Consider the following 22,608-nt stretch of genomic DNA (forward strand, 5'->3'; position numbering starts at 1 on the left):
CACCACAAAGAAGATAGGCGGCTAAATAGATATCGGAAGCTTCGCTTGTTTTTTACACACGAAGATGGCAAGTTAAGTCACCGATAGGTGATTTTGTTCCTAAATACAATTATAAAATAGATCGAATTCAATTTTTCTGCTAAAATATGGTACAGGGCCGAGCGAAAACTTGCAAATTAACAGTACGGCTCCATATAATGAAAACTTGAACAAGTAGCCGTTTATTTTTATGAAGGTTGTAGTTCCTTACGAAAGAGGTACAAAAGCTATGCATATTTTACGAAAGCTAAGCAGTAAAATTGAAGTTATTTTTGTGATTGCGGGAGCCGCAATTCTAATTAGCCTGCTATTCATGAAGCCCTTTGTTGGTGTAGCGGATAACGGCGACTTTTTGCGAATTATGGGTACGATGGGGCTTAATTATGGCGTTTTGGACGAGCCGTATGAGGATCGCTTTTTCAGCTTTTCGCACATCCACTTTTCCTATGATTCGTTCTTCAGAGGCTTCTATATGTCCTCGCATATACTATTAGTTGGCCTTGCACGTTTTGTTGGCATGATCTTCAATGGCTCTATGTTTGATATCCGGGTGCTGGGCGCGATGTTTGGCGTGCTGCTGCTTACGGCGGGCTACACCATTATCGCTGGGAGCAAATCGCGTTCCCGCTTAACGAGTATTGTGCTTGCGGCACTATTGCTGTTTGTGTTTTTTGATATCGGCTATACAGCGTATTTTAACTCCTTATTTGGTGAGCCGGTTTCACTCATCTTTTTGCTGCTCACTGCTGGACTCGGCTTGCTTCTGGCAAGAAAAGAGCACCCAAGTAAAACACTGCTCGTTTTATTTTTCATATCGATCCTGTTTCTCGTTGGCTCCAAGACGCAGAACGCCCCGATTGGTGTTGGCTTTGCTCTGCTTGGATTACGCTATGCGATGCTTCGTTCGGATAAGGGCTGGCGTAAGCTAGCATATATACTGTCTGCTGTTACGTTACTCGGTTCAATTGCCATGTACGTTGCAGCGCCGAAGGATTTTAAAAATATTAACTTATATCAAACCGTATTTTTCGGAATTTTGAAGGACTCTCCAGATGTAGAGGGAGATTTGAAAAAGCTCGGCTTGCCGCAGCATCTGTCTGTACTGGCGAATACGAATTATTTTCAGGGCGGCACAGCAATCAAGCAGGACGCACCTTCTATGACTGCGGACTTTTATGACCGCATTTCTCATATGAGTGTATTAAAATTTTATTTGACGCACCCCGGCAGGCTGATTTCTAAAATGGAGTATGCTGCGGAAAATGGCATGATGATCCGGCCTTATTATTTGGGCAGCTTTGAGAAGAGCGAAGGGAAACAGCCAGGAGCGATTTCCTTTAAATACAGCGCTTGGAGCGAATTTAAAAAGCAGAATGTGCCTAATAAGCTGTGGTTTGTGCTAACTGTGTTCGCTGTATATTTTATAATCGCTGTAATTGAATGGCTGAGAAGGATAGACATGCGTCACCGAGTTGCTTGTGAGCTATTTATTTTAATTGGGCTGACAGGGCTGTTCAGCTTTCTGATCCCGATTCTGGGCGATGGGCAGGCAGATCTTGGCAAGCATTTGTTCATGTTTAATGTCATATTCGATGCTGTGCTTATCGCTATTGTAACGTGGATTGTTTATCAAATTAGCTCAGTTGTAATGAGGCGGAGTTAAGCAGGAGGCGAGTCGTTCTGCTGGCTCGATAGAAATAATTTCAGAAGGCATAGTGTTAGGTGATCTGAAAGATATTCAACTTTCATTTAATAAAAGGGGAGAAGGACGTTACCTGTTTAAATCTCTTGAAAAGAATAAACAAATACCAGAAAGTGAGATCAAAATTATATTTGCCAATAACGCTATGAGTAAAATAACAATTTTGATTATACATAAGGATAGTCCGCAAGAGTGGACGGGTATGATTGCAGCACCTGCTAATAACCGAAATGAAGCATTGCTGATTTCAAATGATTTAATGAAAAGATTTCTGCAAGGGAAATCAGTGCTTGAATGAATGAATAAGAGCTTGGCTGACCTTATACCAGATTACATCTAAATAAAACCTTTCCCAAGTGCCAATCCATTTAGGATGAGGCACTTTTCATTTGCATTCTTCCATATAGATTGCAAAGTGCTGAAAGATTTCTTGAAAGCAAGGGAGGATCGAGCCATCATCCCTATTAAAATCGCTATCAAATCGGAAACTTTTGTCGATATTCATGCAGTTCTTTTTGAAAACGATGGAAAGGACTTGATAGCATTTTTATATTTCGTTTTAATTCGCTTGTCTTTTTTCGATTATGTTGACATTCGTCGAGTTGATCAATATATTTATCTATTTTTTCACGTAGAGTTATGATGAACCCGATTGCAATATGTGATTTAGCCAACTCATGAAGATCGGCAGCAAGAGCCTTACTCAAATTCCGAAGATCCGGAAGGTGTAATGATTTTGTCACATAAAAAACCTCTGGCGTAAAGTCCTCACGGTAATCTTGCCCCGGGACTTGCTCCCAAAAGTCATTCCATTCTTGTAGGAGGCCGGTTTCATACAAAAAGAACTTTAAAAACCCGCATAACCATGCCGTACAACTTGTATTTCGTTTTTGGCAGCCTATACCGTTGACAAGATGTCCGCACCCTTGACAGCAGGAACCTCCATTAGCGATACAAACGTTACAAATGGAATCGGACCCGATCTCATGTAACGCATGAATTCCTACTGTTATGACGGTTTGTCTGCTTACCAGCATGAAAGACGTAGTCGATTCGTGAGAGGATGACGAAACTTGTTGTGATGTGTCATTACTCCTAGAGTCTGGCATTCGCACCCACTCCTTTTTTTAAGATAATAGAAGGTATAAGTTTCTACAGGTCATTACAACGACTTGAATCTAACGAAGATTAAATGCTCTATTTGGCGAAAATCAGCTCGTTTAAAAATCTAACGAAGATCAGTTGCGCTATGTGTGAACTTTCCAATCTTTTTTGTTAGGGGCAAATAAGATTATATATATTCGTTAGATTTCAAAAAGGCTCTTTATAGACGAAATAGCGCTCTCACGATTCGTTAGATCATTTGAGTGACTTCATCGGTAAACGTGCTCGTCCAAAGGGCGGCGGAAGCCGTTTATTCTAGTGTGAATAATCAAATAATCATATATTTGAATATAACGGGTATTATACAGGAGCTGTAACGAAATCACAATCCATGCACTGGTATACCTCTCTTTTTACAGTTTTTGTATATTGCGATCCTGAGTTAAATCATTAAAATGTGAGGCTCTTTTTGTAATTCCTTTACAAAATCCTTTTACATAACTTAGAAATTGTTGGTTGTTTTTTTTAACAAAGTATATTATTATCTACTTAATTCCTATTTGTTTAATTGGATATATGGGTTTAGTGTGATTCGGTGAGGAGGGACAATTGATTTGAGTACTGTGCCGGCTGTTAAAGCTGATCGATTGTATAAAAGCTTCGCGCAGGGCGATAAGCAAGAACAAGTGCTGCATGATATTTCCTTCGACATTGAGGAAGGGGAAATTGTTTCATTACTTGGACAAAGCGGTTGTGGCAAAAGTACGCTGCTTAATGTTATTGGCGGATTTGAAGGCAGTGACAGTGGCGAAGTGCGGATAACCGGCGATGTAGTTAAGCGTCCGGGCCGCCATTGCGTTATGCTGTTTCAAGAATATGGTCTGCTGCCTTGGCGTTCAGTATTGGCCAATGTAGAGATTGGGCTAGAAGCGCTGAGGCTACCCAAGAAGGAAGTGCAGGAACGTGCGCTTACTTATATTAGATTGGTGGGCCTAGAGGATAAAGCGTCCGCTTTTCCCAGTCAATTGTCCGGCGGGATGAAGCAGCGCACAGCGCTGGCTAGAGCACTCGCTATGAAGCCCAAGCTGCTGCTGATGGATGAACCGTTCGCCGCATTGGATACATTTACACGATATGCGCTTCAGGATGAATTGCTGCGTATTCAGCAGCAAGAGAAGGTTACAGTCGTTCTCGTTACTCATGATATTGACGAAGCTGTTTATTTATCGAATCGCGTGCTAATCATGCAGCCTTCTCCTGGTAGAATCAGTGACGAAATACGGATTGAAGCTGCCAGGCCGCTCGATCGCGGCCATGCGGATTTTCAATATTACCGCAAGCAAATATTAACGCAGTTCCGCTTGTCGGGGCTTCAGTCAGAGGAAGAATTCACCATATAGCAGGAGGAATCGGCTTTGAAATCATTCGTACATTTTAAGAATTTTCATGTAATGGCTATTATAGCAGTTTTACTCGTACTATCTGCTTGCAGCTCGGCCGGTAATGGCAAGGAAGCAAAGCCTGGTAATGAGAAGAAGCGTATAGTGCAGATCGGCTACTTGCCAATCACGCATGCCGCACCGCTTTATATTGAGGAAGAGCTTGGGCTTGCAGATGGAGGCTATGACAATTTTGAACTAAAGCTAGTGAAGTTTGGTTCCTGGCCAGATTTAATGGACGCGCTCAATACGGGGAAAATCGATGGGGCGTCTGTTCTGATCGAGCTCGCGATGAGAGCCAAGGAGCAAGGCGTCGACCTTAAAGCAGTTGCGCTTGGCCATAAGGATGGCAATGTCATCGTCGCCGCGCCGGATATTAATAGTGTGCAGGACTTGAAGGGCAAGCCGTTTGCCATTCCGCACAAATATTCAACGCATAACGTGCTGCTTTATCAGATGCTGAAGGGAGCAGGCTTGCAGTATACCGATGTTGAAGCCGTTCAATTGCCTCCTGCTGAGATGCCTGTTGCTTTAGCTGAAGGCAGAATTTCAGGATATGTCGTAGCGGAGCCGTTTGGCGCCAAAGCGGTTGTCATTGATAAAGGCAAGGTACTGTTCCAATCCGAGGAGCTATGGCCGGAATCAGTAGACTGCGCATTCGTTTTGCGCGGGGCGCTGATTAAGGATGAGCCGAATATTGCGCAGGAGCTGGTCGAGAAATATGTAGCTGCGGGAAAGGTAGCCGAGCAGAAGGATCAGCAGGCCAAGCAAATTTTGAAAAAATATATGAATGTGGATGACAATGTACTGGAACTGTCTTTGCAGTGGATCAAGTACGATGAGCTGAAGCTGGATGAAGCCTCCTATGAGGTGCTTCGCCAATATATGATTGAGATGGAGCTTTCCGAGCAGCCGCCTACGTTCGAGGAGTTTGTAGACAATTCACTTATTGAAAAGGTGCTGTAGTCCATGCGTGCTTTAAAGAAAACAGGTTATGTGCTTATCGCTTTGACGATTTTGCTTTCTTTGTGGCAATTAGTCGTATCTTTGGAGCTGTACGAACGATCGCTGCTCCCTTCTCCAGCAGATGTGGGTAATGCAATTGTAGAACTTATAAACACCGGAACGATATTCGAGCATTTCAGAGTTAGCCTATTCCGCTTTGTAACCGGCTATGTCTCAGCGTCTATTGTTGGTATTGTGCTCGGCATTCTGCTTGGAAGAATGAAGGTACTGTGGAATATTGTAGACCCTATCGTCCAAACGCTTCGTCCGGTGTCGCCAATTGCCTGGTCGCCGTTCATTGTATTGTGGTTTGGAATTGGCAATGCGCCTGCTATCGTCATTATATTTCTGGCAGCATTTTTTCCTGTATTGCTATCGACAGTTTCTGGTGTTAAAAAGGTGAATCCCATCTACATCAAGCTGGCGCAAAATTTGGAGCTTAGCCGGACATCGCTGCTGACTAAAGTTATTTTTCCGGCGGCATTTCCTACCATCGCCAATGGGCTTCATATTGCAGTGGGCACAGCGTGGATTTTCCTCGTATCTGGCGAAATGGTCGGAGCACAATCCGGACTAGGCTTTCTAATCGTAGACAGCCGCAACATGATACGCCTTGACTTGGTGCTTGCAGGCATACTGTTTATTGGAATATGCGGCCTGCTGCTTGACCAGTGCGTCCGCCTCTTCGAGCGATGGATGGAGAAGCAGTGGGGCATTATTCCCAAATAACATTGTAAAAGACGCTGTCAGCCCAAAGCTAGACTTTGGCTACAGCGTCCTCTGAGCGGTCAATTTCTACTGCTTTAACGTTTTCGGTTACTTTTTGGCATTCATCACAGTAGCATACGAGACGAACCTCATGACCGCATTCTTGATGCACAAGCTTTTTATAGCATTTTGGCAAATGCTGTTGCCCCCAAAGGAGCAGCGCATGAAAGACAGTTTCCAAGCTTTGACCGCTCTCAGTCAGCTTATAGTCGTAGCGCGGCGGATGAGAGGAGTAGAGGGAGACGGTAAGCATTCCAGCATCCTCCAAATATTTCAGCCGTTCGGAAAGCAGCTTGGAGGATAGTCCCTTTAAATTACTTTTAATTTCGCTGAAGGTATGATGCCCAATCAATAACTCATGAATGATCAGCAGCGTCCATCGGTCGCCGATCAGATTAAGTGTTTGAGCGATATTGCAGGGCAAGTCGTATCTGGTTTTCATTGCGGTCCTCCTACTATGTACGTGGAACTTATATATTGACTAGATATACGCTACGAAAGGAATCATTCTTCCGATCGCTGTTGTACTCAGATTTTTTGATTCTATGATGTAATGGGGAAATCCGACTACAAAGGCGAGCACTTTCGTTTCTCCAGAACGATCCCTTTTCTTCGTTTTTTAGTCTAATCTTTTGTTCCACCTATATGGTTTAAATTTTACACTAAGTATTAAAAGTTAACAATCGCAAGCCACTACATTAAAAAGGAGATTGATTTCAATGTCATTATTTCTAATCGAGTCCAGCTTTGAGGGAAAAGTAAACGAGGTTAATGAATTTAATGCGCTAGTTGCCAGCCTTCGTGAGACGGTTGCTGCAAAAGATGTAAAGCTGCTGGAGGTTCAAGTTTCCAAAGGATTTGATCGAGCATTCTTTATTTTCGAGGGCAGTGAGTCTGATATTCGTGCAAGTCTTGAAGACGCGCAAGTTTCTATTTTGCTATTAAAGGAAGTTCGCTTGATTGGCAAGCAGCAGGAGGAAGTTGGCGCTTATGATGAAGGGCTGAACTATTTGGTAGAGTGGAACTTGCCGGAGCATTTGACGATGGAGCAATATTTGGAGAGAAAAAGAAATAATTCCGTACATTATGCAGAGGTTCCTGAAGTATCCTTCTCCCGCACGTATGTTTGCGAGGATATGACGAAATGTCTATGCTTCTACAACGCACCGGACGAGGCTGCTGTAAAGCGCGCCCGTGAAGCGGTAAAAGCGCCAATTGACGCCATTACAGAAATTTTGCCTAAGGAATAGAGCGATGCCGACCATGAATGCTGAGTCATTTCGCGGGCTGGGAGAAATCGTTAAACAAAATTTAAAGCCGTATGTAAAACGGATTGATGTAGACGCTTATTACCCTGCTGATTACTTGACTGCGCTAGGACGAGAAGGGTATTTGAGTTCTGCTGGCAAGGAGCAGGCGGACGTTCGTGTTAACTCCGTAAAGCTGTTGGAGGAAACATCCGCAACCTGTATGACAACAGGCTTTAATTTGTGGTGCCATCAGGCGCTGCTAACTTATGTAAGGCATAGTGAGAATGAGAAGCTGAAGGGGCAATTGCTGCATCGGCTCGAAAATGGTGAACTCCTTGGCGGAACCGGTCTGTCTAACCCAATGAAGTTTTATGCGGGGATTGACCAGCTTTATCTTAAAGCTAAGCGAGTGGAAAATGGCTACTTGTTATCCGGTAATTTGCCGATGGTATCGAATCTCGGTGAAAACCACTGGTTTGCGGTAATTGCTGCAGCCGATGATAATAAGCGAATTATGACTGTTGTGCCTTGCCATTCGGCAGGACTTAAAATGATCGAGCAAACAGGCTTTCTCGGACTTAACGGCAGCGCCACTTATGCTTGCCAATTTCGTGATGTGCTCGTACCTGACGACTGGGTGTTGTCTGACCAGGCTGATGATTACGTACAAATCGTGCGGCCGACCTTTGTTTTGTACCAAATCCCGCTCGGACTTGGCGTTATTGCCGCATCCCTGCATGCCATCCGGCAAGCCAAGGATAAACAGTGCGGTTGCAACTCATACTTGCCTGTACAGGCGGAGCAATTGGAGAGAGAGCTGGAGCGTTTGCGCGCGGAGACGCTGCGCCTTGCGGCAGCGCCGGATATTCAGGCGTTATGGCCAGACCTTCTTAAGGTTAGGCTTGCCACAGTGTATTTAACCTTGAACGCAGTGCAGGCTTGCATGCTGCATCAAGGAAGCGCAGGCTACACATTCAGCAGCCATCCTTCACGCAGATTGCGCGAAGCTTACTTCTTCGCCAACCTGACACCGACGGTTCGTCATTTGGAGAAGCTTACGAGTAGAGTTCCGGTAGACGAATAGGGTCAGTATAATGAAGGAACGAAGCTGAATGCATTTTGTTCAGGTTGTTGAAAGCTCTAACGAATCCTAGCAGCGCTATTATACCGAAAAAGCTCGTTTTAAAAATGTAACGAATCCTGACGTGCTTATTAGCTGTAAAACGCAGCTTAAATGACCATTTGTTCACAGATAGCGCCTTTACGATGCGTTACAATTTCAAAAGGTACATTTTATACGATATAGCGCTTCTAGGATTCGTTACAAAAAGAAACGCTTCTGTGCTTCACTTTAGATTGATTAACTGGGAGATCTAGTTGCATACTTGCGAACATATTAACTAAAGGAAGAAGTGGGACAACGTCCACTTCTTCTTTTAGTTGTAATAGATATTGCTCATCATCAGTTTGTGATTTTGTTTACATATGAGGATATATTGAAAAAAACTAGTGAAATAATTAAAAGTATACTTGTTGTATCTTTAATGAGGAAACAAATTGCTCCAATTAATAAAAGTCCAAATAAATTAAAGGATAGGAGTCTAGCCAAAAAAGAATTTTTTATTATTTTGGCTATAACGTACTTTAAAGAACTAACTAAAGTATGAAATATATATAGACTTAAAAAAAATAAGGAGAAAACAGCAAAACCAAGATCTGAAGTATAAGAATTAGAAACCAGGGAGTTATCCATGGTTGTAACTAAGAAACTATACACTAAGCTTAGAATTAAGGAGAGGATTATTGCATCAAACAAGAATTCTTTTTCTAGCGATTTCATCTTCAGTGCTCCTTTAACTAAAAGTTCCCTTCCCAATAATCAGCGATCATATTGCTTTTTAGACGCTTATTGCTAGGTAAATGTTTTCTAAATTTGCGAAAAGTGTTGGAAAGTTCAAATTTTCTCCTTATACCCGTTCCTATATTTCAACGGTTAATGCGCTTGTCTAAAGGACGTCGGAAGCCGTCTATCCTCAAATAATGAAAATTTCTTCCAATTACACCTCTGATGAAATAAAATTTCAACGAATCGACATAAAGCACCATACATTTCTTGTGAATGATTGTAATATGGCAACAGCGGTCGGAAGCCAAACTTGCGCACAGTGCTAATCCTTTCGGTTGCTTGTTACCCTATTCCCTACGAATCAGCAGTTCGACCAGATCCATACTTTTATGGAGAAACAGAAATATACTAGTAAAAATAATATGTAGAAGGAGGGAAAGAAGGTTGCAGCGTACCCTCTATTGGAAGCTTTTCGCCAACTATTTCATGCTTATTCTTATTCCTCTCCTTGCAGCCAGCTTGCTCATTCATCTGTTCGTCGTGCAAATGATCGAGAATGATGCCGAGCGCTACAACACAGTTATTATGAATCGTTTCTCCGAGCAGACGGACACGGCTCTGCACCAATTACAAACGAGCATGATCCATTTGCTGAGCACATCGAATTTGAAAAGCTTGCTGCTCCTCCCAGACCAATCGGAGGAACACTCTGAACGCCGAATGGAACTGCTTCATTCCTTGCGCGATCAGCTGCAGCAGCTGGAATCGAATGAAATGGTCGATCATGCCTACTATTATTTTGCCGGTAAGGATTTGATTGTCGCCGCTGAAACCTATACATCCAAAGCCTATTATTACGACGAACGGCTGCAAATTAGCAAGCAAAGCCGAAGAATGCTGGAGGCAGAGCTTTATGGGAAGAAAATGATGGACTTTCTCGAGACTGCAGCTCTTACAACGGCAGTAAGCTATCCGTTTAACAGCAACGATCCAGATGTATATTTGCTTGTAGCGCTTCGCTCCGACAAGCTGCGCAAGCAAATTACAATCGATGAGAAGTGGGTTACGGGGACGGCGATTATGAATGCTGCAGGCAAAATAATAGCCGATGCAGGTTTGTCCCCACAGGTGCAGGAGGAGCTGACCAGGCGGATCAGAGCAGGGAGCATTGATGGAAGCAGTCGTTTTATTGTGGATGGACAGATGGGGCAATCCTGGATGAAATCTGTTTTTAGTGAATCCTGGCATTATATCAGCCTGGTAGATTTGAAAGCACTTATGAAGCCTGTCCGTATCGTACAGGGGGCGAGCTGGCTGTTCTTTATTTTTTTTCTTATTATCGGCGGTTTTGTTTCTAATCAGCTGAGCAAACGCCTGTATCGGCCTATCCGTGAAATCAATGATGAGCTGAAGCTGCATCACATGCCGGCACCGGGAGCTAATCGTGAGGGCAATGAGCTGGATATGATCAAGCGCTATTCACAGTCTATTATGGTGAAAAATAAAGAGCTATACCAATTGGTTTCAGGAATGCAGCCTTTTATGCAGGAGCAATTTGTTACGCAGCTGCTGCTTGGCCAATATAGAGATGAGCTGTCAATAGACTATTATGCCAGAGAGATTGGTTTTGCTTACAATAAGCATACGCCAAGAACGGTGATTGCTATTGCCTTGCACTTTAATGCTGTTCCGTATGCGTCCATCTCCGAAACCTCCAAAATGTTCTGGTTAGCTGAACTGAAGGATAAAATTGCTGACGCGGGTACCGGCCATCTATGGTTTTGCCTGACCAAGCCGGACGTTCTTGCCTGTGTGCTGCATCACAAGTCTGATGCTTTAGCAGCGTCAAATGAGCAGGAACACTCATTTTCAGATTATGATTCGGCTGCTCTCAAAAGTGAGGCATTACGTGTGGCAGAGCGTATACAAGCGCTTCTGCTGCAGCATGGCAAAGATTATTGCAAGGCTACTATCGGGGTTGGCAAACCGGTTAAACAGCTGGATTCCCTTCATCGCTCCTACGAAAATGCAGTAGACCAACTCATTTATCGCGGCCTTAAGCAAACGGTTGAAATATGCGCGAATGATTTTTCTGAATCGAAAGAAACGCAGCAAGCCGAGGCTTTTTTATCGAGCCAGGAAGTAGCTCAAATGATGAATCAGTATAAAGTGGGGCAGTTGGATGAGCTGCTGCAATTTGTATTGAAATTGCTGGAGGACGGGGAGAAGCGGGATGCAACCGCTGTACAAATTAAATATTTATGCACGGATGTGCTGCATACCTGGATTCGCGCATTAGAATTGGAGCGTCATGACTGGAACGTCCCTTATTACTACAATTTGTTTGACAGAATCAATCGCTGTATGACCTGGGAGGAGCTGCGCAGCAGCTTTACTGAAATTCACCGGCAGTTGTTCAGCAAGCCACAGAGCAGTAAAGGCGGGCAGTTTGCAGAAATATTGCTGTATATCGAGCAGCATATTGACCAAGAGCTGTCCATTGAACACTTTGCAGAGCAAATGAAAATGTCGACGGGTCATTTCAGCCGCAAGTTCAAAGAAGAGGTTGGAGAGAAGTATGTAGAGTATATTGCGAAAATAAGGCTGAACCGTGCTAAACAGCTGCTGCTCGACACGGATCTGAAAATGGATGACATCGCGGAACAGGTAGGCTATTGGGGGCGTAATTCTTTAATACGCGCATTTCGCAAGTACGAAGGCATTACACCCGCCAAATATCGCTCGATTCATATGCCTGATTAAAGGGCATTTATTTTCCGAAAGTCTCATTATTTTCTTGCTGCATGGCGCTGAAGTGCCATTTTCCTGCGTGGCAAATGAAGCGCCTTTATACAAATAACCATGCTTTACGGCGGTCTGCAATCCATATATAGTTTGAGCTACAACAAATTTGTAAGGGCTTACACGGCGGAGGTGAAAAGGAATGACGCGCCTGGGACGAATGGGTTACGTGCTGAAAAAGCACAGGACGCTATATTTGCTCATGCTGCCCGGTATTTTGTATTACATCATTTTTAAATATGTTCCGATGTATGGCATCATTATCGCTTTTCAGGATTATTCCGTAGGCCGCGGCATTTTGGGCAGCAGGTTTATTGGCCTAAAGCATTATATTGAGTTTTTCTATGTAACGCCAGATGCGTGGAAGCTTATACGCAATACCATCATGTTAAACGTGTACGATTTGATCTTTCATTTCCCTGCGCCGATTATTCTAGCCATTTTATTCCATGAACTAAGAGGGAAATGGTTTAGGCGTTTTGTGCAAAACATCAGCTACTTGCCCCATTTTCTTTCTACTGTTGTTATTGCCGGTATTATGGTCACTTTTCTATCCCCCACAACAGGCGTTATCAATCATTTGCTCGTACAATGGTTCGGCATCGAACCGATTATGTTTCTCGGTTTGCCCGAATGGTTCCGGACGCTGTATGTAGGCTCGGAAATATGGCAGAAGGTCGGTTGGGGAACGATTCTTTATTTGGCTGCAATAGCCGGCATCGACCCGCAGCTGTATGAAGCGGCGAAGATGGATGGCGCTAACCGGTTTCAGCAGATGCGGCATATTACCTTTGTCGGTATGATGCCAGTCATGATCATTTTGTTCGTGCTTACACTGGGCAATTTTATGGAGGCGAGCTTTGAAAAAATATTGCTTCTGTACAACACGATGAACTATGAGACTTCTGACGTTATTAATACTTTTGTGTATAGACGCGGTATTTTGGATGCTGATTTCAGCTTTGCGACAGCGGTAGGACTATTCCAGTCGGCAATTGGGTTTATTTTGGTCGTAACTGCCAATCGGATTGTACGCAAATATTCGGAAACAAGCCTATGGTAATGGAGGTGTGAGATGAGAAAGCAGGAAACATTCGCCTCGCGGCTGTTTGATGTTGGCAATATTTTGTTCATGCTGGTGCTGGTAGTCGTCATGATGTATCCGCTGGTTTACGTATTCTCTGCCTCCATCAGCAATAACGCCCTTGTTGCCAGCGGTGCTGTACTTCTTTTTCCGAAGGATATTACATGGATTGCCTATGAGCAGCTTGTTAAAAGATCGGAGCTGTGGATCAGCTACTGGAATACGATTCGTTATGCGTTCGTTCATATGGTGTTTACGCTTGCGGCAACCTCTGCTATGGCTTATCCGCTGGCGAAGCGCTGGCTGCCCGGCCGCAGACTAATATTGATGCTGGCTGCTTTTACATTGCTGTTCAGCGGCGGGATGATTCCAACCTTTCTAGTCGTGCAAAAACTAGGCATGCTGAATACAATATGGGCGATTGTGCTGCCTACGCTGATCAGCACCTGGCATTTGTTTATTATGCGAACGTTTTTCGAGGCGCTGCCAGCCGAGCTGGAGGATGCGGCAGCGATAGACGGCTGCGGCCCGATGCAAATACTGATGCGTATCGTTGTGCCGCTGTCCTTGCCTGTATTTGCAACGATCAGCTTATTTACAGTCGTCAATCAATGGAATGCATTTTTTAACGCTCTTATCTATTTAAGCGATCGCGATATGTATCCTCTGCAAATTATGCTGCGCAATATTTTAATAGCCGGACAGAATGTGCAGGGTGAAGGGGATATGACTCATCTGGAGACACTGAAATACGCCATGATTATTATCGGAACGCTGCCTATTCTATGCATGTATCCGTTCGTTCAAAAATATTTTGTGCAGGGAACGATGATTGGCGGGATCAAGGGGTAGTAAGTGTCGATTTGTTGTGGACTACGATTCGTGAAGCAAAAGAAAAGGAAAGACGCTGCGATCAAGTTTGGACTTCCGACCGCTGTTGTACGCCGATTTTTTGTATTATATAAACCCTTAAAGGTTAAAATTGGCCTACAAAGGCGGACGCTGCCGCTTCTCCAGTTCCAATCTCGCTCTCCGCTCACCCTTTCTATCCTTCTCTACAATAAATCGACATTAGTTAAATAGTTATGAATCAACTTGATCTATCATTGCTCGCCGAGAGGAATCCCACTTCTACAAGTGACGAGGTGAATTGGTGGCTTCCTGAATCTTCCCACAAGAAATTCTTCCCTTCCAAACTCATTAGCGATATAATTTATGTGAGAACGCATGTTCTCGTATTGTATTGCGAAAGGGGGGGAAGTCATGCCAGATTTAACGTTCAAGTACAGAACCTTGCAGGTGTGGATCAAGCCGGGCCATCGTTTGTTTCCCTACTTTGATCAAGCATGTCAGAATGCTAAGAACTTATATAATACGACTAACTTTTACATCCGACAGATATTTACCGCTTTTGGGCGGAAAGATTCCCTGCAACCGTTGCAGCAGCAAGTGTTGGATACATTGACAGCGCATATTGACGTCATGAATGAACGGCGGAGTGAAAAGAATCATTCCTATCCGTTCGAGCTGCCAACGTCAGAGAATCCCTTTATTGATTATAACTTTTTGGATGCTTTGTTCAAAGTGATGGATCAAGCTGATTATCGATCCCTTCCGGCGCAGAGCAGTCAGGGAATGATGAAGGTCGTCTTCAACAATTGGAAAGCCTTCTTTGCAAGTGTCAAGGACTATCGTAAGCGCCCGGAGAAGTATAGCGGGAAGCCTCGTATTCCAGGATACGCTCGAAGAAAGATGAAGGAGGTGGTGTTCTCCAATCAGGATTGTGTCATCAAAAAACAGAAGTTTCTCAAACTTCCCGGAACCAAGCAGCAATTGAACATCGGCAAGCTGGGTTGCACGGGCGGCAAACTGAAGCAAGTGCGTGTTGTCCCAAGCCATGGACAATACGTAGTCGAAATGGTCTTTGAGCATCGGGTCGAACAAAAGGAAGTCACATCAGAATATGTGCTCGCGATTGATCTTGGTGTCGACAATCTTGCAACCATCGTCACGACAACTGGAACCAAGCCGGTGGTGGTGAAGGGCAAGAGGGTGAAAGCGATCAATCAATATTTCAACAAAATGAAAGCGTATTATACCGGTATTCTTCGTCACGGTAAGCAGCCGCGAGAAGGTAGACATACATCCAGACGCTTGGAACGGCTGCATCTGAAGCGCTATCGCCGAATCAAGGACTACTTTCATAAAGCGAGTTATCATATCGTCCAATTCGCTGTAGAAGAGCAGGTAGGTACTATTGTCATTGGGCATAACGATGGCTGGAAACAAGCAGCTAGGATGGGACGGCGCAATAATCAAGCCTTCTGTCATATTCCCCATCAGATGCTCATCCACATGATCCAATATAAGGCGGCTGAACAGGGATTGACGGTCATCCTGACCGAAGAAGCCTATACGTCAAAAGCCAGCTTTTTGGATCAAGACCCGTTGCCGGGATATGACGAAGAGGGAACATGGAGCTTCTCGGGCAAACGGATGTGCCGCGGGCTGTATAAGAGCGCGCAAGGCTTGATTCATGCCGATGTGAACGGTGCAGCCAATATTATGCGAAAAGTATTCCCAAACGTCTCCGCCAAAGGAACGAATGGGATAGAGGGGTTGGATGGTAACCAGACCATCAACGTGTCAACTCCACTGATGTTAAGCAACCTGAGATAGCTTAGGAAGATACATCAGAAACCCTCACTTTAATCGGAGCGATAGCGTAGATAAGTGATGGGAATATTCATATGAAGTTCAAATGAAGAGGGAGGTTAGGCTATGAAGCGATCCTGGTTCACTACAGCTTTAGCTGCGATTATGCTTGTCTCTTTGGTCCTGACGGCTTGCTCTGGCACAAAGGGCGGCGATGGCAAGTTAAGTCCTGACAAACCAGTCACTTTCTCGTGGCTCGTCTATGACAGGGTTGAAGGGAAAGTGCGGGATGATTGGGAGATTTTCAAAGAAATCGAGAAGAAAACAGGCGTGAAAATTCAATTCCAGATTGTCAGCCAGGAAGGGCTGGAAGAGAAGCGGCAAATTATGATGGCGACGAATTCCACGACAGATTTTATACATGTTCCTACACAGGATGGCAGGGAGCATGGGCCTGATAAGGTATTTTTAAATTTAGAAAAATATTTGGACAAAGCGCCAAATCTGAAAGCCTTCTATGATAAATATCCAGAGGCAAAAGCGCTTGCGACAGGCTCGGATGGCGGGCTGTATACGGTGCCTCAGCTCGAGGGCGATGCGGAAGGAAAGGGCTTCAATTTTATATGGTATGGCAGAAAGGATTTAATTGATAAGTACAATCTGCAGCCGCCGACTACTGTAGATGAATTTTATAACTATTTAAAGGCATTAAAGGAAAAAGAACCGGGCACTTATCCGTTGATATCTAACGCTATAGTGGGCGATACCGGCTTGTATACGACCTTCGGCAGAATTTTTACAGGCATTCATGGCTTCTATAATATTGATCCAACATCTGACCGTTATGAATTTGCGCCTTACCATGCCGGCTATAAAGATATGCTTGTGTTTTTGAATAAGCTGTATGCCGAAAAGCTGCTTGATCCTGAGTTCTCCTTGCTGACGCAGGCGCAGTGGGAAGAGCGGATATTGACGGGCAAGTCGCTTGTAACTTACTTCTGGAAAGCGGATATGGAGATGCTTATCTCCAAGGCCCGCAATGCTGGCATCAGCGAATATGATTTGGATGCTACGCCGCTCTTCGCGGCTGACGGCATTAAAAACTATCAGTTCTCCAGACCGATCGTAGGAACGACGGGAAGAGCCATTTCCGCCAAGGTAAAGGATAAGGAGCGGGCCGTTCAGTTTCTCGATTACCTGTTGAGCGAGGAAGGGCGGAACTATTTATCACTAGGGATTGAAGGCAAGACCTATACGTTGGAGGATGGCAAGCCAGTGTACAATCCTGAATTCGGCACATCGCCGTTTGCGATTCTGCGTAAGGATTGGGGCGTTTGGTACGATATGGTTACGCTTGACAATGCGATATCCAGAGAGGTGTGGGAGCGCGGGCTGAGCGATAAGAGCAAGGAGATTAATGCCAGCTACGAACAATATATTATTCCTTCTCCTAAGCAAATTGTAAAAACAGAAGAAGAGCTGGAGCTGGAAAAATCGAAGCTTAACAACCTTAACAAGTTTTTGGAGCAAAAAATAACCGAGTTCGTTACAGGCAAAACACCAATTAATGACGAGAACTATAATCAATTCATCGACCAGGCGAAAAAGCTCGGTTCTGATGATTTGCTGAATATGTACAACGAAGCTTACACGAGAACTTACGGCGGAAAATAAATAAAAAAAAGCGGAGGATATAACAGCATGGACGATTTCAAAATCATTGATGTCGATGTCCATAATGAACAGGATGACGCCGCGCTGATTCCTTACTTGCCCGAGCCGTGGCGCTCCCGCGTAGCGTCTTCGGGCATCGGCTACGCCGGTTCCGGCTATTACTCGCCTATCGGCGTCATGAAGAAGGACTCGATCCCGCCTGGAGGAGGCAAAGCAGGCTCGGACGCTGATTTTATGATCAAGCAGTTAATTGAAGGGTATAACCTGGACTATGCTGTGCTTACCGGCGTCGTGTACAACATATCCAGCACACACGACCCCGACTATGCGGCTGCCATCTGCTCAGCCTACAACGATTATTTAATAGCGGAGTGGCTGGGCAAGCACAAGGCGTTCAAAGGCGCCATGGTTGTGGCGACGCAGGACCCGCTGCTCGCGGCGCGCGAAATTGACCGGATTGGCGGTCATCCCGATATTGTTGAGGTGATGATTTCAAGCGCGGCGCGCTCGCCGCTGGGGCAGCGTCATTACCATCCGATTTATGAAGCGGCACAGCGCAACGGCTTGCCGTTAGCGATTCATCCAGGAGCAGAAGGCGGCGGCAGCTCGACTGCTCCTACCGCTGCAGGCTATCCCTCGCGTTATATAGAATGGCATACTTGTTTGTCACAAATGTTTATGGTGCACTTGGTCAGTATGGTATGCGAAGGAGTATTCGTTAAATTTCCGAATCTTAAAGTGGTGCTGGTAGAAGGGGGAGTAGCCTGGCTGCCTGCCCTGATGTGGCGGCTTGATAAAAACTACAAGGCGCTGCGCGCAACGGTGCCATGGCTGAAAAAACTGCCGAGCCAGTATATTCGAGAGCATTGTTATTTATCGACCCAGCCGATTGAAGAGCCTGACAATCCGCAGCATTTAGTCGATTTGTTCAATATGATCGATGCCGAAAATATGCTGTTGTATTCGAGTGATTATCCGCATTGGGATTTTGACTCGCCTACTCAAATATTGCGGAAGCTTAGTCCGGAGGCTCGCAAAAAGATCTTTTACGAAAACGCAAAGCAGCTATATAAACTGTCATAATGCGCAGGTAGAAGGAGGATGGCTATGGCGGTGCATTATGTGCTAAAGGAAGGTGACATTCCAAGGGGCGGGCATGCCGTTATTGAAGTCGAAGGAAAGCAGATTGGCGTGTATCGGCTTGAGGATGGCTATGCAGCTATTTTGAATTACTGTCCTCACCAGGGAGCGCCGATGTGCTCCGGGCATGTCACGGGTACGAACCTGCCCTCGGGCGTATACGAATATGACTATGGAAGAACAGGAGAAATTATACGATGCCCATGGCATGGCTGGGAATTCGACCTTCGTACCGGCAAATCCTTGTTTAGCGACAAGACAAGAGTGAAAAAGTATGACGTGGTTGTAGAGGACGGGAAAATAGGCATTGTGACCGGTAAGAATTAATACGCGGGATGCTGGGAATTTCCCAGTTGGTCAGTCGTTCCGTTATTACGTCCCAAATCGCAGTTTTGAGGTGGCAAAGTGACAGGCGTTCCGTTATTGGTCCATAAATCGCAGAAAAAGCACTATTGAGAGCCGAATAGAGGAATGTGTGTCCGCGAAAATGAAAAAATGGCTGCTTTAAGGCAAATAGCGGAATGTGTGACCATCTCGCGGCCGGTAAAATAATAAAAAGCACGCAGCGCCTAATAGGGGGAATGCGTGCTTTTTATTGCTGCGCTAGCCGCTTAGCATGATCAATTCATGATCAATTGTTCAGGCGGCTAATATAGCTTGAGACAGAATCAAAAGGCAGTCTGATTTGCACGACGCCGTTGCCAAAACGTTCTGTCGCACCGGACCAATTCCGGCATTTGGCGATTAAACGATCATTTTCATATTGCTCTTGCGAAATCCAAAACGAAAGGGTGGTCGTATCTGGGTGTTTGTTTTGAATCAGATCAATAAGCGAGGATAAACATTTTGAAAATAGCCGGGTTTTACGGCTGGCTGCTGCCAAATAACAGACCTCAATCTGGCATATTTGGGGGTCAGCATATTCCTGTTCGCTCGTGCCATGGACAATGCCGAAGGCGCCAACCAGCTCATAGGGATCTTCCTCGAAGACCAGCAATACTTGGCCAAGGATGAGCGGGCTGCTGATTAGGCTCAGCTTCATGCCGAAAGGATATGGCAGGCCCAGCTTGTCATGATGCTGCAATAAGAAGCGTAAATAAGCATCATGATTCTTTTCAAATCTGGCAGGATGAATAATGAATGGCATAATTATGGCTTAACAACGCGCAAAGCATCGTTTGCCATTACAATTTTTTCAATTTTAACTCCACTCTTTGTTCCTTTCAACGATGGTGGTTGAGGTACCATATTTGTTTCCTCCTTTTCAATATAAAAGTTTTATACTGTCTCATATTTCATCGGTAAACGCGCCTGTCCAAAGCCGTTTATCCTTGACAGTTACTACTGGTAGAAACATTATAACAAAGAGAATTTTGCAAGAAAAGATTGAAAATGAGAAATAGGTGCTGAAAAAACGCGCTCTTCTCCAATCGTCCCCGGGCGGTCGAAATGACTTGTAGTAAGTTTGCTGTAAAGCTTGCATAAATACTCATTGTCAATAAGTGCGGCAAATTGCACCTGTTCTACTGTTGGATACTCTTTAGCCAATATGTGGATCAAGAAGCTCAGGCCGCGCATAAACATTCGGCTCAGCTTATATTCTTTTTTGCATACTGCGATGTCTACATAGGCAATTTGCTTATTGCAAAATTGTTCATCCTCCGTGCCGATGAAAAAGGCGGTGACGCCAATAATATCGCCGTTTCCGTCCTTTACTGTGATGATATGCCCATTTGTAACGTAACCGTATATTAGGGCCACCATATCTGTCGTCGTATAGGCGGGATGAATCATATGCTTATGCTCTATTATAAACAATGCAGCCTTTGCCAGATTGTGATCGTCATTACAAATTGAAATAAACATTGCCTGCCTCCCTGTTAAACTAATTCAGAGCCTTATTGTGTAGTTGCTTCTTTCATCCTCTGCAGCAGGGTATGCTCCAGTGAATCCAGCAATTGCGGGTGCTGCTCTACTAATCGCCCGAAGGATTCTCTTCTAATTGCCAATAATATGCCATGGCCTATAGATTTGACTGTGGCTGTGCGCGGGATATTGCGGATTAGGGCAATTTCACCGAAGTAATCGCCATCCTGCAGCATTGCAACTCGTTTATTGGATAGATCGGCTTGCTGCTTTAAAATTTCAAAGCGGCCATGCGCAATTAAATAAAAGGTATTGCCCTGTTCGCCTTCGCGAATCACTACTTCATCAGGCTGGCAGGTTACAGTTGTAAAAAGGGAGGACAGCTGCTGCAGAGCTGGCAGCTCAATGCCTGCAAAGAATGGCAGCATAGCAAGCCGCTCCGCTTCTACCGCAGCCAGCTGTCCATCCTCGGAAAGCTTGAAGCCATGCTGCTTTTCCCATAGAGAATGAAATAATCCCTGCCCGTCAATCAAATCCGCAAAGCTTCCTTGCTCGGCGATATGCCCATCTTGGAATACATAAATATAATCAGCATCTCTGGTAGAGGCCAGGCGATGGGTGACGGAAACGATCGTATGCTTGCCTTTAAGCGAAGCAATCATCTGGTTGATTTCACTTTCATTAATCGGGTCAAGCGCAGCGGTCACTTCATCCAGCAGCAGCAGCTTGGGCTTGCGCAGAAGCGCTCTGGCAATCGCTAGACGCTGGCGTTCGCCGCCGGACAGCGATGCGCCATCATGCTGGATGACGGTATTATAACCCATAGGCCAGTTCGCAATCGTAGAGTGAATTTGTGCTTGTGACGCAGCGTCCACCAGCGCTTCTTGACTATTGTCAGCAGCAGCGATTTGCAGGTTTTCTGCTATTGTCGTGTTGAACAGGAAGGTGTCCTGCGTAACCATCGTCATCATCTCGCGCAAGGAGGCATCCTCTGCTTCACGCAAATCGACGCCGTTGAAAGTGATCGAGCCCTGTATCGGATCATAGAAGCGGGCAAGCAGCTTCAAGGCGGTGCTTTTTCCGGAGCCGCTGGGACCGACGAAAGCAATATAGCTGCCAGGCGCAATCGTAAGCTCGATTTGCTTCAGCAGCGCAGCATTGCTTTCATAGCCAAAGGAAACCTGCTGCAGGTGAACTTGCGGCAGCACAGGCTCAAGCTTAATGGGATGAGCCGATTGAGGCAGCTTCGTGTCCTGCTCCAACAGCTCATTGACACGTTTGAAGCTGACGGCGGAATCTATCATTTCGGGAAGAAGCACGCTAAGATTTGTTGCAGATTGGCCAACGCTCATAAATAAAGTGAAAAAGGCCATAAAGCTTCCAATCGTTAATGCATCTTGAAAGATGAGGTAGCCGCCAAAGCCGATCATAATGCCGTTAAGCAGCAGCAGCGAAATAAGCGGCAGTCTGGTCATCCAGGTATGTATAAGGTGAAGTCTAAGGCCGGAGCGGTAAATGCCGCTGATCTGGCCCTCAGCCTGCTGCTGAAAGGACGCTCCTAAATTTAAGTTTTTAATAGTGGAGTGGCCTTTGATCATTTCATCAATGGTGTTGGAAAACTGTTCTTCCGATTGCTTGTAGCTCTCGGAGGCCTGTTCTGCTTTTCCTTGCAGCAGCTTCGGGCCGATAAACATGAGCGATGACCCAAGCAGCATGACAAGCGTCAGCCGCCATTCAAGCGAAAGCAAGAGGCCAAGCCCAAGGACTAGTGCTAATGCTTCTTTTATGAGAAAAGGGCTGGTCGTACTTATAACGCGATCTATTGCATCCATATCGCTTGAGAAGCGGGATACGAGATCGCCTACTCGAAATCGGGAGAAGAAGGGAGCTGTTTGCTTTTGAATATGCTGGAATAAGCGTTCTCGCAAATTTCGGATAGCGATGCCGCTTACTTTTCCGATGGAATAATCACCGAAGGCGCCAGCGGCAATGCTGAGTAAGCCGCCAATTAGAAGCAGGGACAGTATAAATATAAATACTTGCCAGTCTTTATCGGTAAAGGCGTCGTCGACAATATATTTCAAGCTTAGCGTTGAAAAAGAGGCATATCCTATCTCGATGAAAACACTGATAACAAATAGAATGGACAGCCATTTATGCTTTTTTACAGAGCTGCTAATTAACTTCCCGGATTTCACGCTTGCCGACCTCCTAATCTATCTATTATTTTTTAA

18 protein-coding genes are annotated in these 22,608 nt (G+C 45.0%); 14 read left to right on the forward strand and 4 right to left on the reverse strand.

Annotated features, from left to right (window positions below; all coding sequences use genetic code 11):
- The first annotated feature begins 268 nt into the window (after nt 1–268).
- The 5 genes from ACRRU2_RS24385 (at nt 269) to ACRRU2_RS24405 (ending at nt 6,018) form a co-directional block, all read left to right on the forward strand.
- Nucleotides 269–1,702, forward strand: coding sequence for a hypothetical protein (locus tag ACRRU2_RS24385; RefSeq protein ID WP_432505700.1), 1,434 nt, complete (start codon nt 269–271; stop codon nt 1,700–1,702).
- 52 nt (nt 1,703–1,754) lie between these two features.
- Entirely contained in the window at nt 1,755–2,039 is a 285-nt protein-coding gene (locus tag ACRRU2_RS24390; protein WP_432505702.1) for a hypothetical protein, read from the forward strand.
- Nucleotides 2,040–3,459: 1,420 nt separating this feature from the next.
- Complete coding sequence (locus tag ACRRU2_RS24395) at nt 3,460–4,245, forward strand: ABC transporter ATP-binding protein (protein WP_331702718.1); 786 nt, start codon at nt 3,460–3,462, stop codon at nt 4,243–4,245.
- A 51-nt stretch (nt 4,246–4,296) separates the two neighbouring features.
- Nucleotides 4,297–5,250, forward strand: a complete 954-nt coding sequence (locus ACRRU2_RS24400; RefSeq protein WP_432505762.1) for an ABC transporter substrate-binding protein — start codon at nt 4,297–4,299, stop codon at nt 5,248–5,250.
- A gap of 3 nt (nt 5,251–5,253) precedes the next feature.
- Entirely contained in the window at nt 5,254–6,018 is a 765-nt protein-coding gene (locus ACRRU2_RS24405; RefSeq protein WP_331702720.1) for an ABC transporter permease, read from the forward strand.
- A gap of 28 nt (nt 6,019–6,046) precedes the next feature.
- On the opposite strand, the gene ACRRU2_RS24410 is transcribed toward ACRRU2_RS24405, so the two are convergent.
- Nucleotides 6,047–6,499 carry a winged helix-turn-helix transcriptional regulator gene (locus tag ACRRU2_RS24410; protein ID WP_331702721.1) on the reverse strand — a complete coding sequence of 151 codons (453 nt, stop codon included), beginning with the start codon at nt 6,497–6,499 and terminating at the stop codon, nt 6,047–6,049.
- 277 nt (nt 6,500–6,776) lie between these two features.
- Between ACRRU2_RS24410 and ACRRU2_RS24415 the strand changes: the two genes are divergently transcribed.
- The 9 genes from ACRRU2_RS24415 (at nt 6,777) to ACRRU2_RS24455 (ending at nt 18,835) form a co-directional block, all read left to right on the forward strand.
- Complete coding sequence (locus tag ACRRU2_RS24415; protein WP_432505705.1) at nt 6,777–7,307, forward strand: DUF4242 domain-containing protein; 531 nt, start codon at nt 6,777–6,779, stop codon at nt 7,305–7,307.
- A 4-nt stretch (nt 7,308–7,311) separates the two neighbouring features.
- Nucleotides 7,312–8,391 carry an acyl-CoA dehydrogenase gene (locus ACRRU2_RS24420; RefSeq protein ID WP_432505707.1) on the forward strand — a complete coding sequence of 360 codons (1,080 nt, stop codon included), beginning with the start codon at nt 7,312–7,314 and terminating at the stop codon, nt 8,389–8,391.
- Between the two features lie 1,206 nt (nt 8,392–9,597).
- Nucleotides 9,598–11,916, forward strand: a complete 2,319-nt coding sequence (locus tag ACRRU2_RS24425; protein ID WP_432505709.1) for a helix-turn-helix domain-containing protein — start codon at nt 9,598–9,600, stop codon at nt 11,914–11,916.
- A 181-nt stretch (nt 11,917–12,097) separates the two neighbouring features.
- Nucleotides 12,098–13,018, forward strand: coding sequence for an ABC transporter permease (locus ACRRU2_RS24430; RefSeq protein ID WP_331701274.1), 921 nt, complete (start codon nt 12,098–12,100; stop codon nt 13,016–13,018).
- A 12-nt stretch (nt 13,019–13,030) separates the two neighbouring features.
- Nucleotides 13,031–13,891: a carbohydrate ABC transporter permease gene (locus tag ACRRU2_RS24435; RefSeq protein WP_331701273.1), complete on the forward strand. Its 861-nt coding sequence runs from the start codon at nt 13,031–13,033 to the stop codon at nt 13,889–13,891.
- 411 nt (nt 13,892–14,302) lie between these two features.
- Complete coding sequence (locus ACRRU2_RS24440) at nt 14,303–15,718, forward strand: RNA-guided endonuclease InsQ/TnpB family protein (RefSeq protein ID WP_432505712.1); 1,416 nt, start codon at nt 14,303–14,305, stop codon at nt 15,716–15,718.
- A 102-nt stretch (nt 15,719–15,820) separates the two neighbouring features.
- Nucleotides 15,821–17,368: an extracellular solute-binding protein gene (locus tag ACRRU2_RS24445; RefSeq protein WP_331701272.1), complete on the forward strand. Its 1,548-nt coding sequence runs from the start codon at nt 15,821–15,823 to the stop codon at nt 17,366–17,368.
- A 27-nt stretch (nt 17,369–17,395) separates the two neighbouring features.
- Nucleotides 17,396–18,451, forward strand: a complete 1,056-nt coding sequence (locus ACRRU2_RS24450; RefSeq protein WP_432505714.1) for an amidohydrolase family protein — start codon at nt 17,396–17,398, stop codon at nt 18,449–18,451.
- A gap of 24 nt (nt 18,452–18,475) precedes the next feature.
- Entirely contained in the window at nt 18,476–18,835 is a 360-nt protein-coding gene (locus ACRRU2_RS24455; RefSeq protein ID WP_331701270.1) for a Rieske (2Fe-2S) protein, read from the forward strand.
- Between the two features lie 304 nt (nt 18,836–19,139).
- Here the strand turns inward: ACRRU2_RS24455 and ACRRU2_RS24460 are convergent, their stop codons facing one another.
- The 3 genes from ACRRU2_RS24460 to ACRRU2_RS24470 form a co-directional block, all read right to left on the reverse strand.
- On the reverse strand, nt 19,140–19,655 hold the full coding sequence (locus tag ACRRU2_RS24460) for a hypothetical protein (protein ID WP_432505716.1): 516 nt from the start codon (nt 19,653–19,655) through the stop codon (nt 19,140–19,142).
- Between the two features lie 209 nt (nt 19,656–19,864).
- A complete protein-coding gene (locus tag ACRRU2_RS24465) occupies nt 19,865–20,374 on the reverse strand; it encodes a hypothetical protein (protein WP_432505718.1) in 510 nt (169 codons plus the stop codon).
- Nucleotides 20,375–20,406: 32 nt separating this feature from the next.
- On the reverse strand, nt 20,407–22,572 hold the full coding sequence (locus ACRRU2_RS24470) for an ABC transporter transmembrane domain-containing protein (protein ID WP_432505720.1): 2,166 nt from the start codon (nt 22,570–22,572) through the stop codon (nt 20,407–20,409).
- Between the last annotated feature and the right edge of the window lie 36 nt (nt 22,573–22,608).

The sequence above is a fragment of the Paenibacillus sp. GXUN7292 genome, from assembly GCF_050864975.1.
In the GTDB taxonomy this organism is placed as follows: Bacteria; Bacillota; Bacilli; order Paenibacillales; family Paenibacillaceae; genus Pristimantibacillus.

Coding starts and splice junctions, on each gene's coding strand:
- ACRRU2_RS24385 (WP_432505700.1), top strand. CDS start 269: ATGCATATTTTACGAAAGCTAAGCAGTAAAATTGAAGTTATTTTTGTG.
- ACRRU2_RS24400 (WP_432505762.1), top strand. CDS start 4,297: ATGGCTATTATAGCAGTTTTACTCGTACTATCTGCTTGCAGCTCGGCC.
- ACRRU2_RS24405 (WP_331702720.1), top strand. CDS start 5,254: ATGCGTGCTTTAAAGAAAACAGGTTATGTGCTTATCGCTTTGACGATT.
- ACRRU2_RS24410 (WP_331702721.1), bottom strand. CDS start 6,499: ATGAAAACCAGATACGACTTGCCCTGCAATATCGCTCAAACACTTAAT.
- ACRRU2_RS24415 (WP_432505705.1), top strand. CDS start 6,777: ATGTCATTATTTCTAATCGAGTCCAGCTTTGAGGGAAAAGTAAACGAG.
- ACRRU2_RS24420 (WP_432505707.1), top strand. CDS start 7,312: ATGCCGACCATGAATGCTGAGTCATTTCGCGGGCTGGGAGAAATCGTT.
- ACRRU2_RS24430 (WP_331701274.1), top strand. CDS start 12,098: ATGACGCGCCTGGGACGAATGGGTTACGTGCTGAAAAAGCACAGGACG.
- ACRRU2_RS24435 (WP_331701273.1), top strand. CDS start 13,031: ATGAGAAAGCAGGAAACATTCGCCTCGCGGCTGTTTGATGTTGGCAAT.
- ACRRU2_RS24440 (WP_432505712.1), top strand. CDS start 14,303: ATGCCAGATTTAACGTTCAAGTACAGAACCTTGCAGGTGTGGATCAAG.
- ACRRU2_RS24445 (WP_331701272.1), top strand. CDS start 15,821: ATGAAGCGATCCTGGTTCACTACAGCTTTAGCTGCGATTATGCTTGTC.
- ACRRU2_RS24450 (WP_432505714.1), top strand. CDS start 17,396: ATGGACGATTTCAAAATCATTGATGTCGATGTCCATAATGAACAGGAT.
- ACRRU2_RS24455 (WP_331701270.1), top strand. CDS start 18,476: ATGGCGGTGCATTATGTGCTAAAGGAAGGTGACATTCCAAGGGGCGGG.
- ACRRU2_RS24460 (WP_432505716.1), bottom strand. CDS start 19,655: ATGCCATTCATTATTCATCCTGCCAGATTTGAAAAGAATCATGATGCT.
- ACRRU2_RS24465 (WP_432505718.1), bottom strand. CDS start 20,374: ATGTTTATTTCAATTTGTAATGACGATCACAATCTGGCAAAGGCTGCA.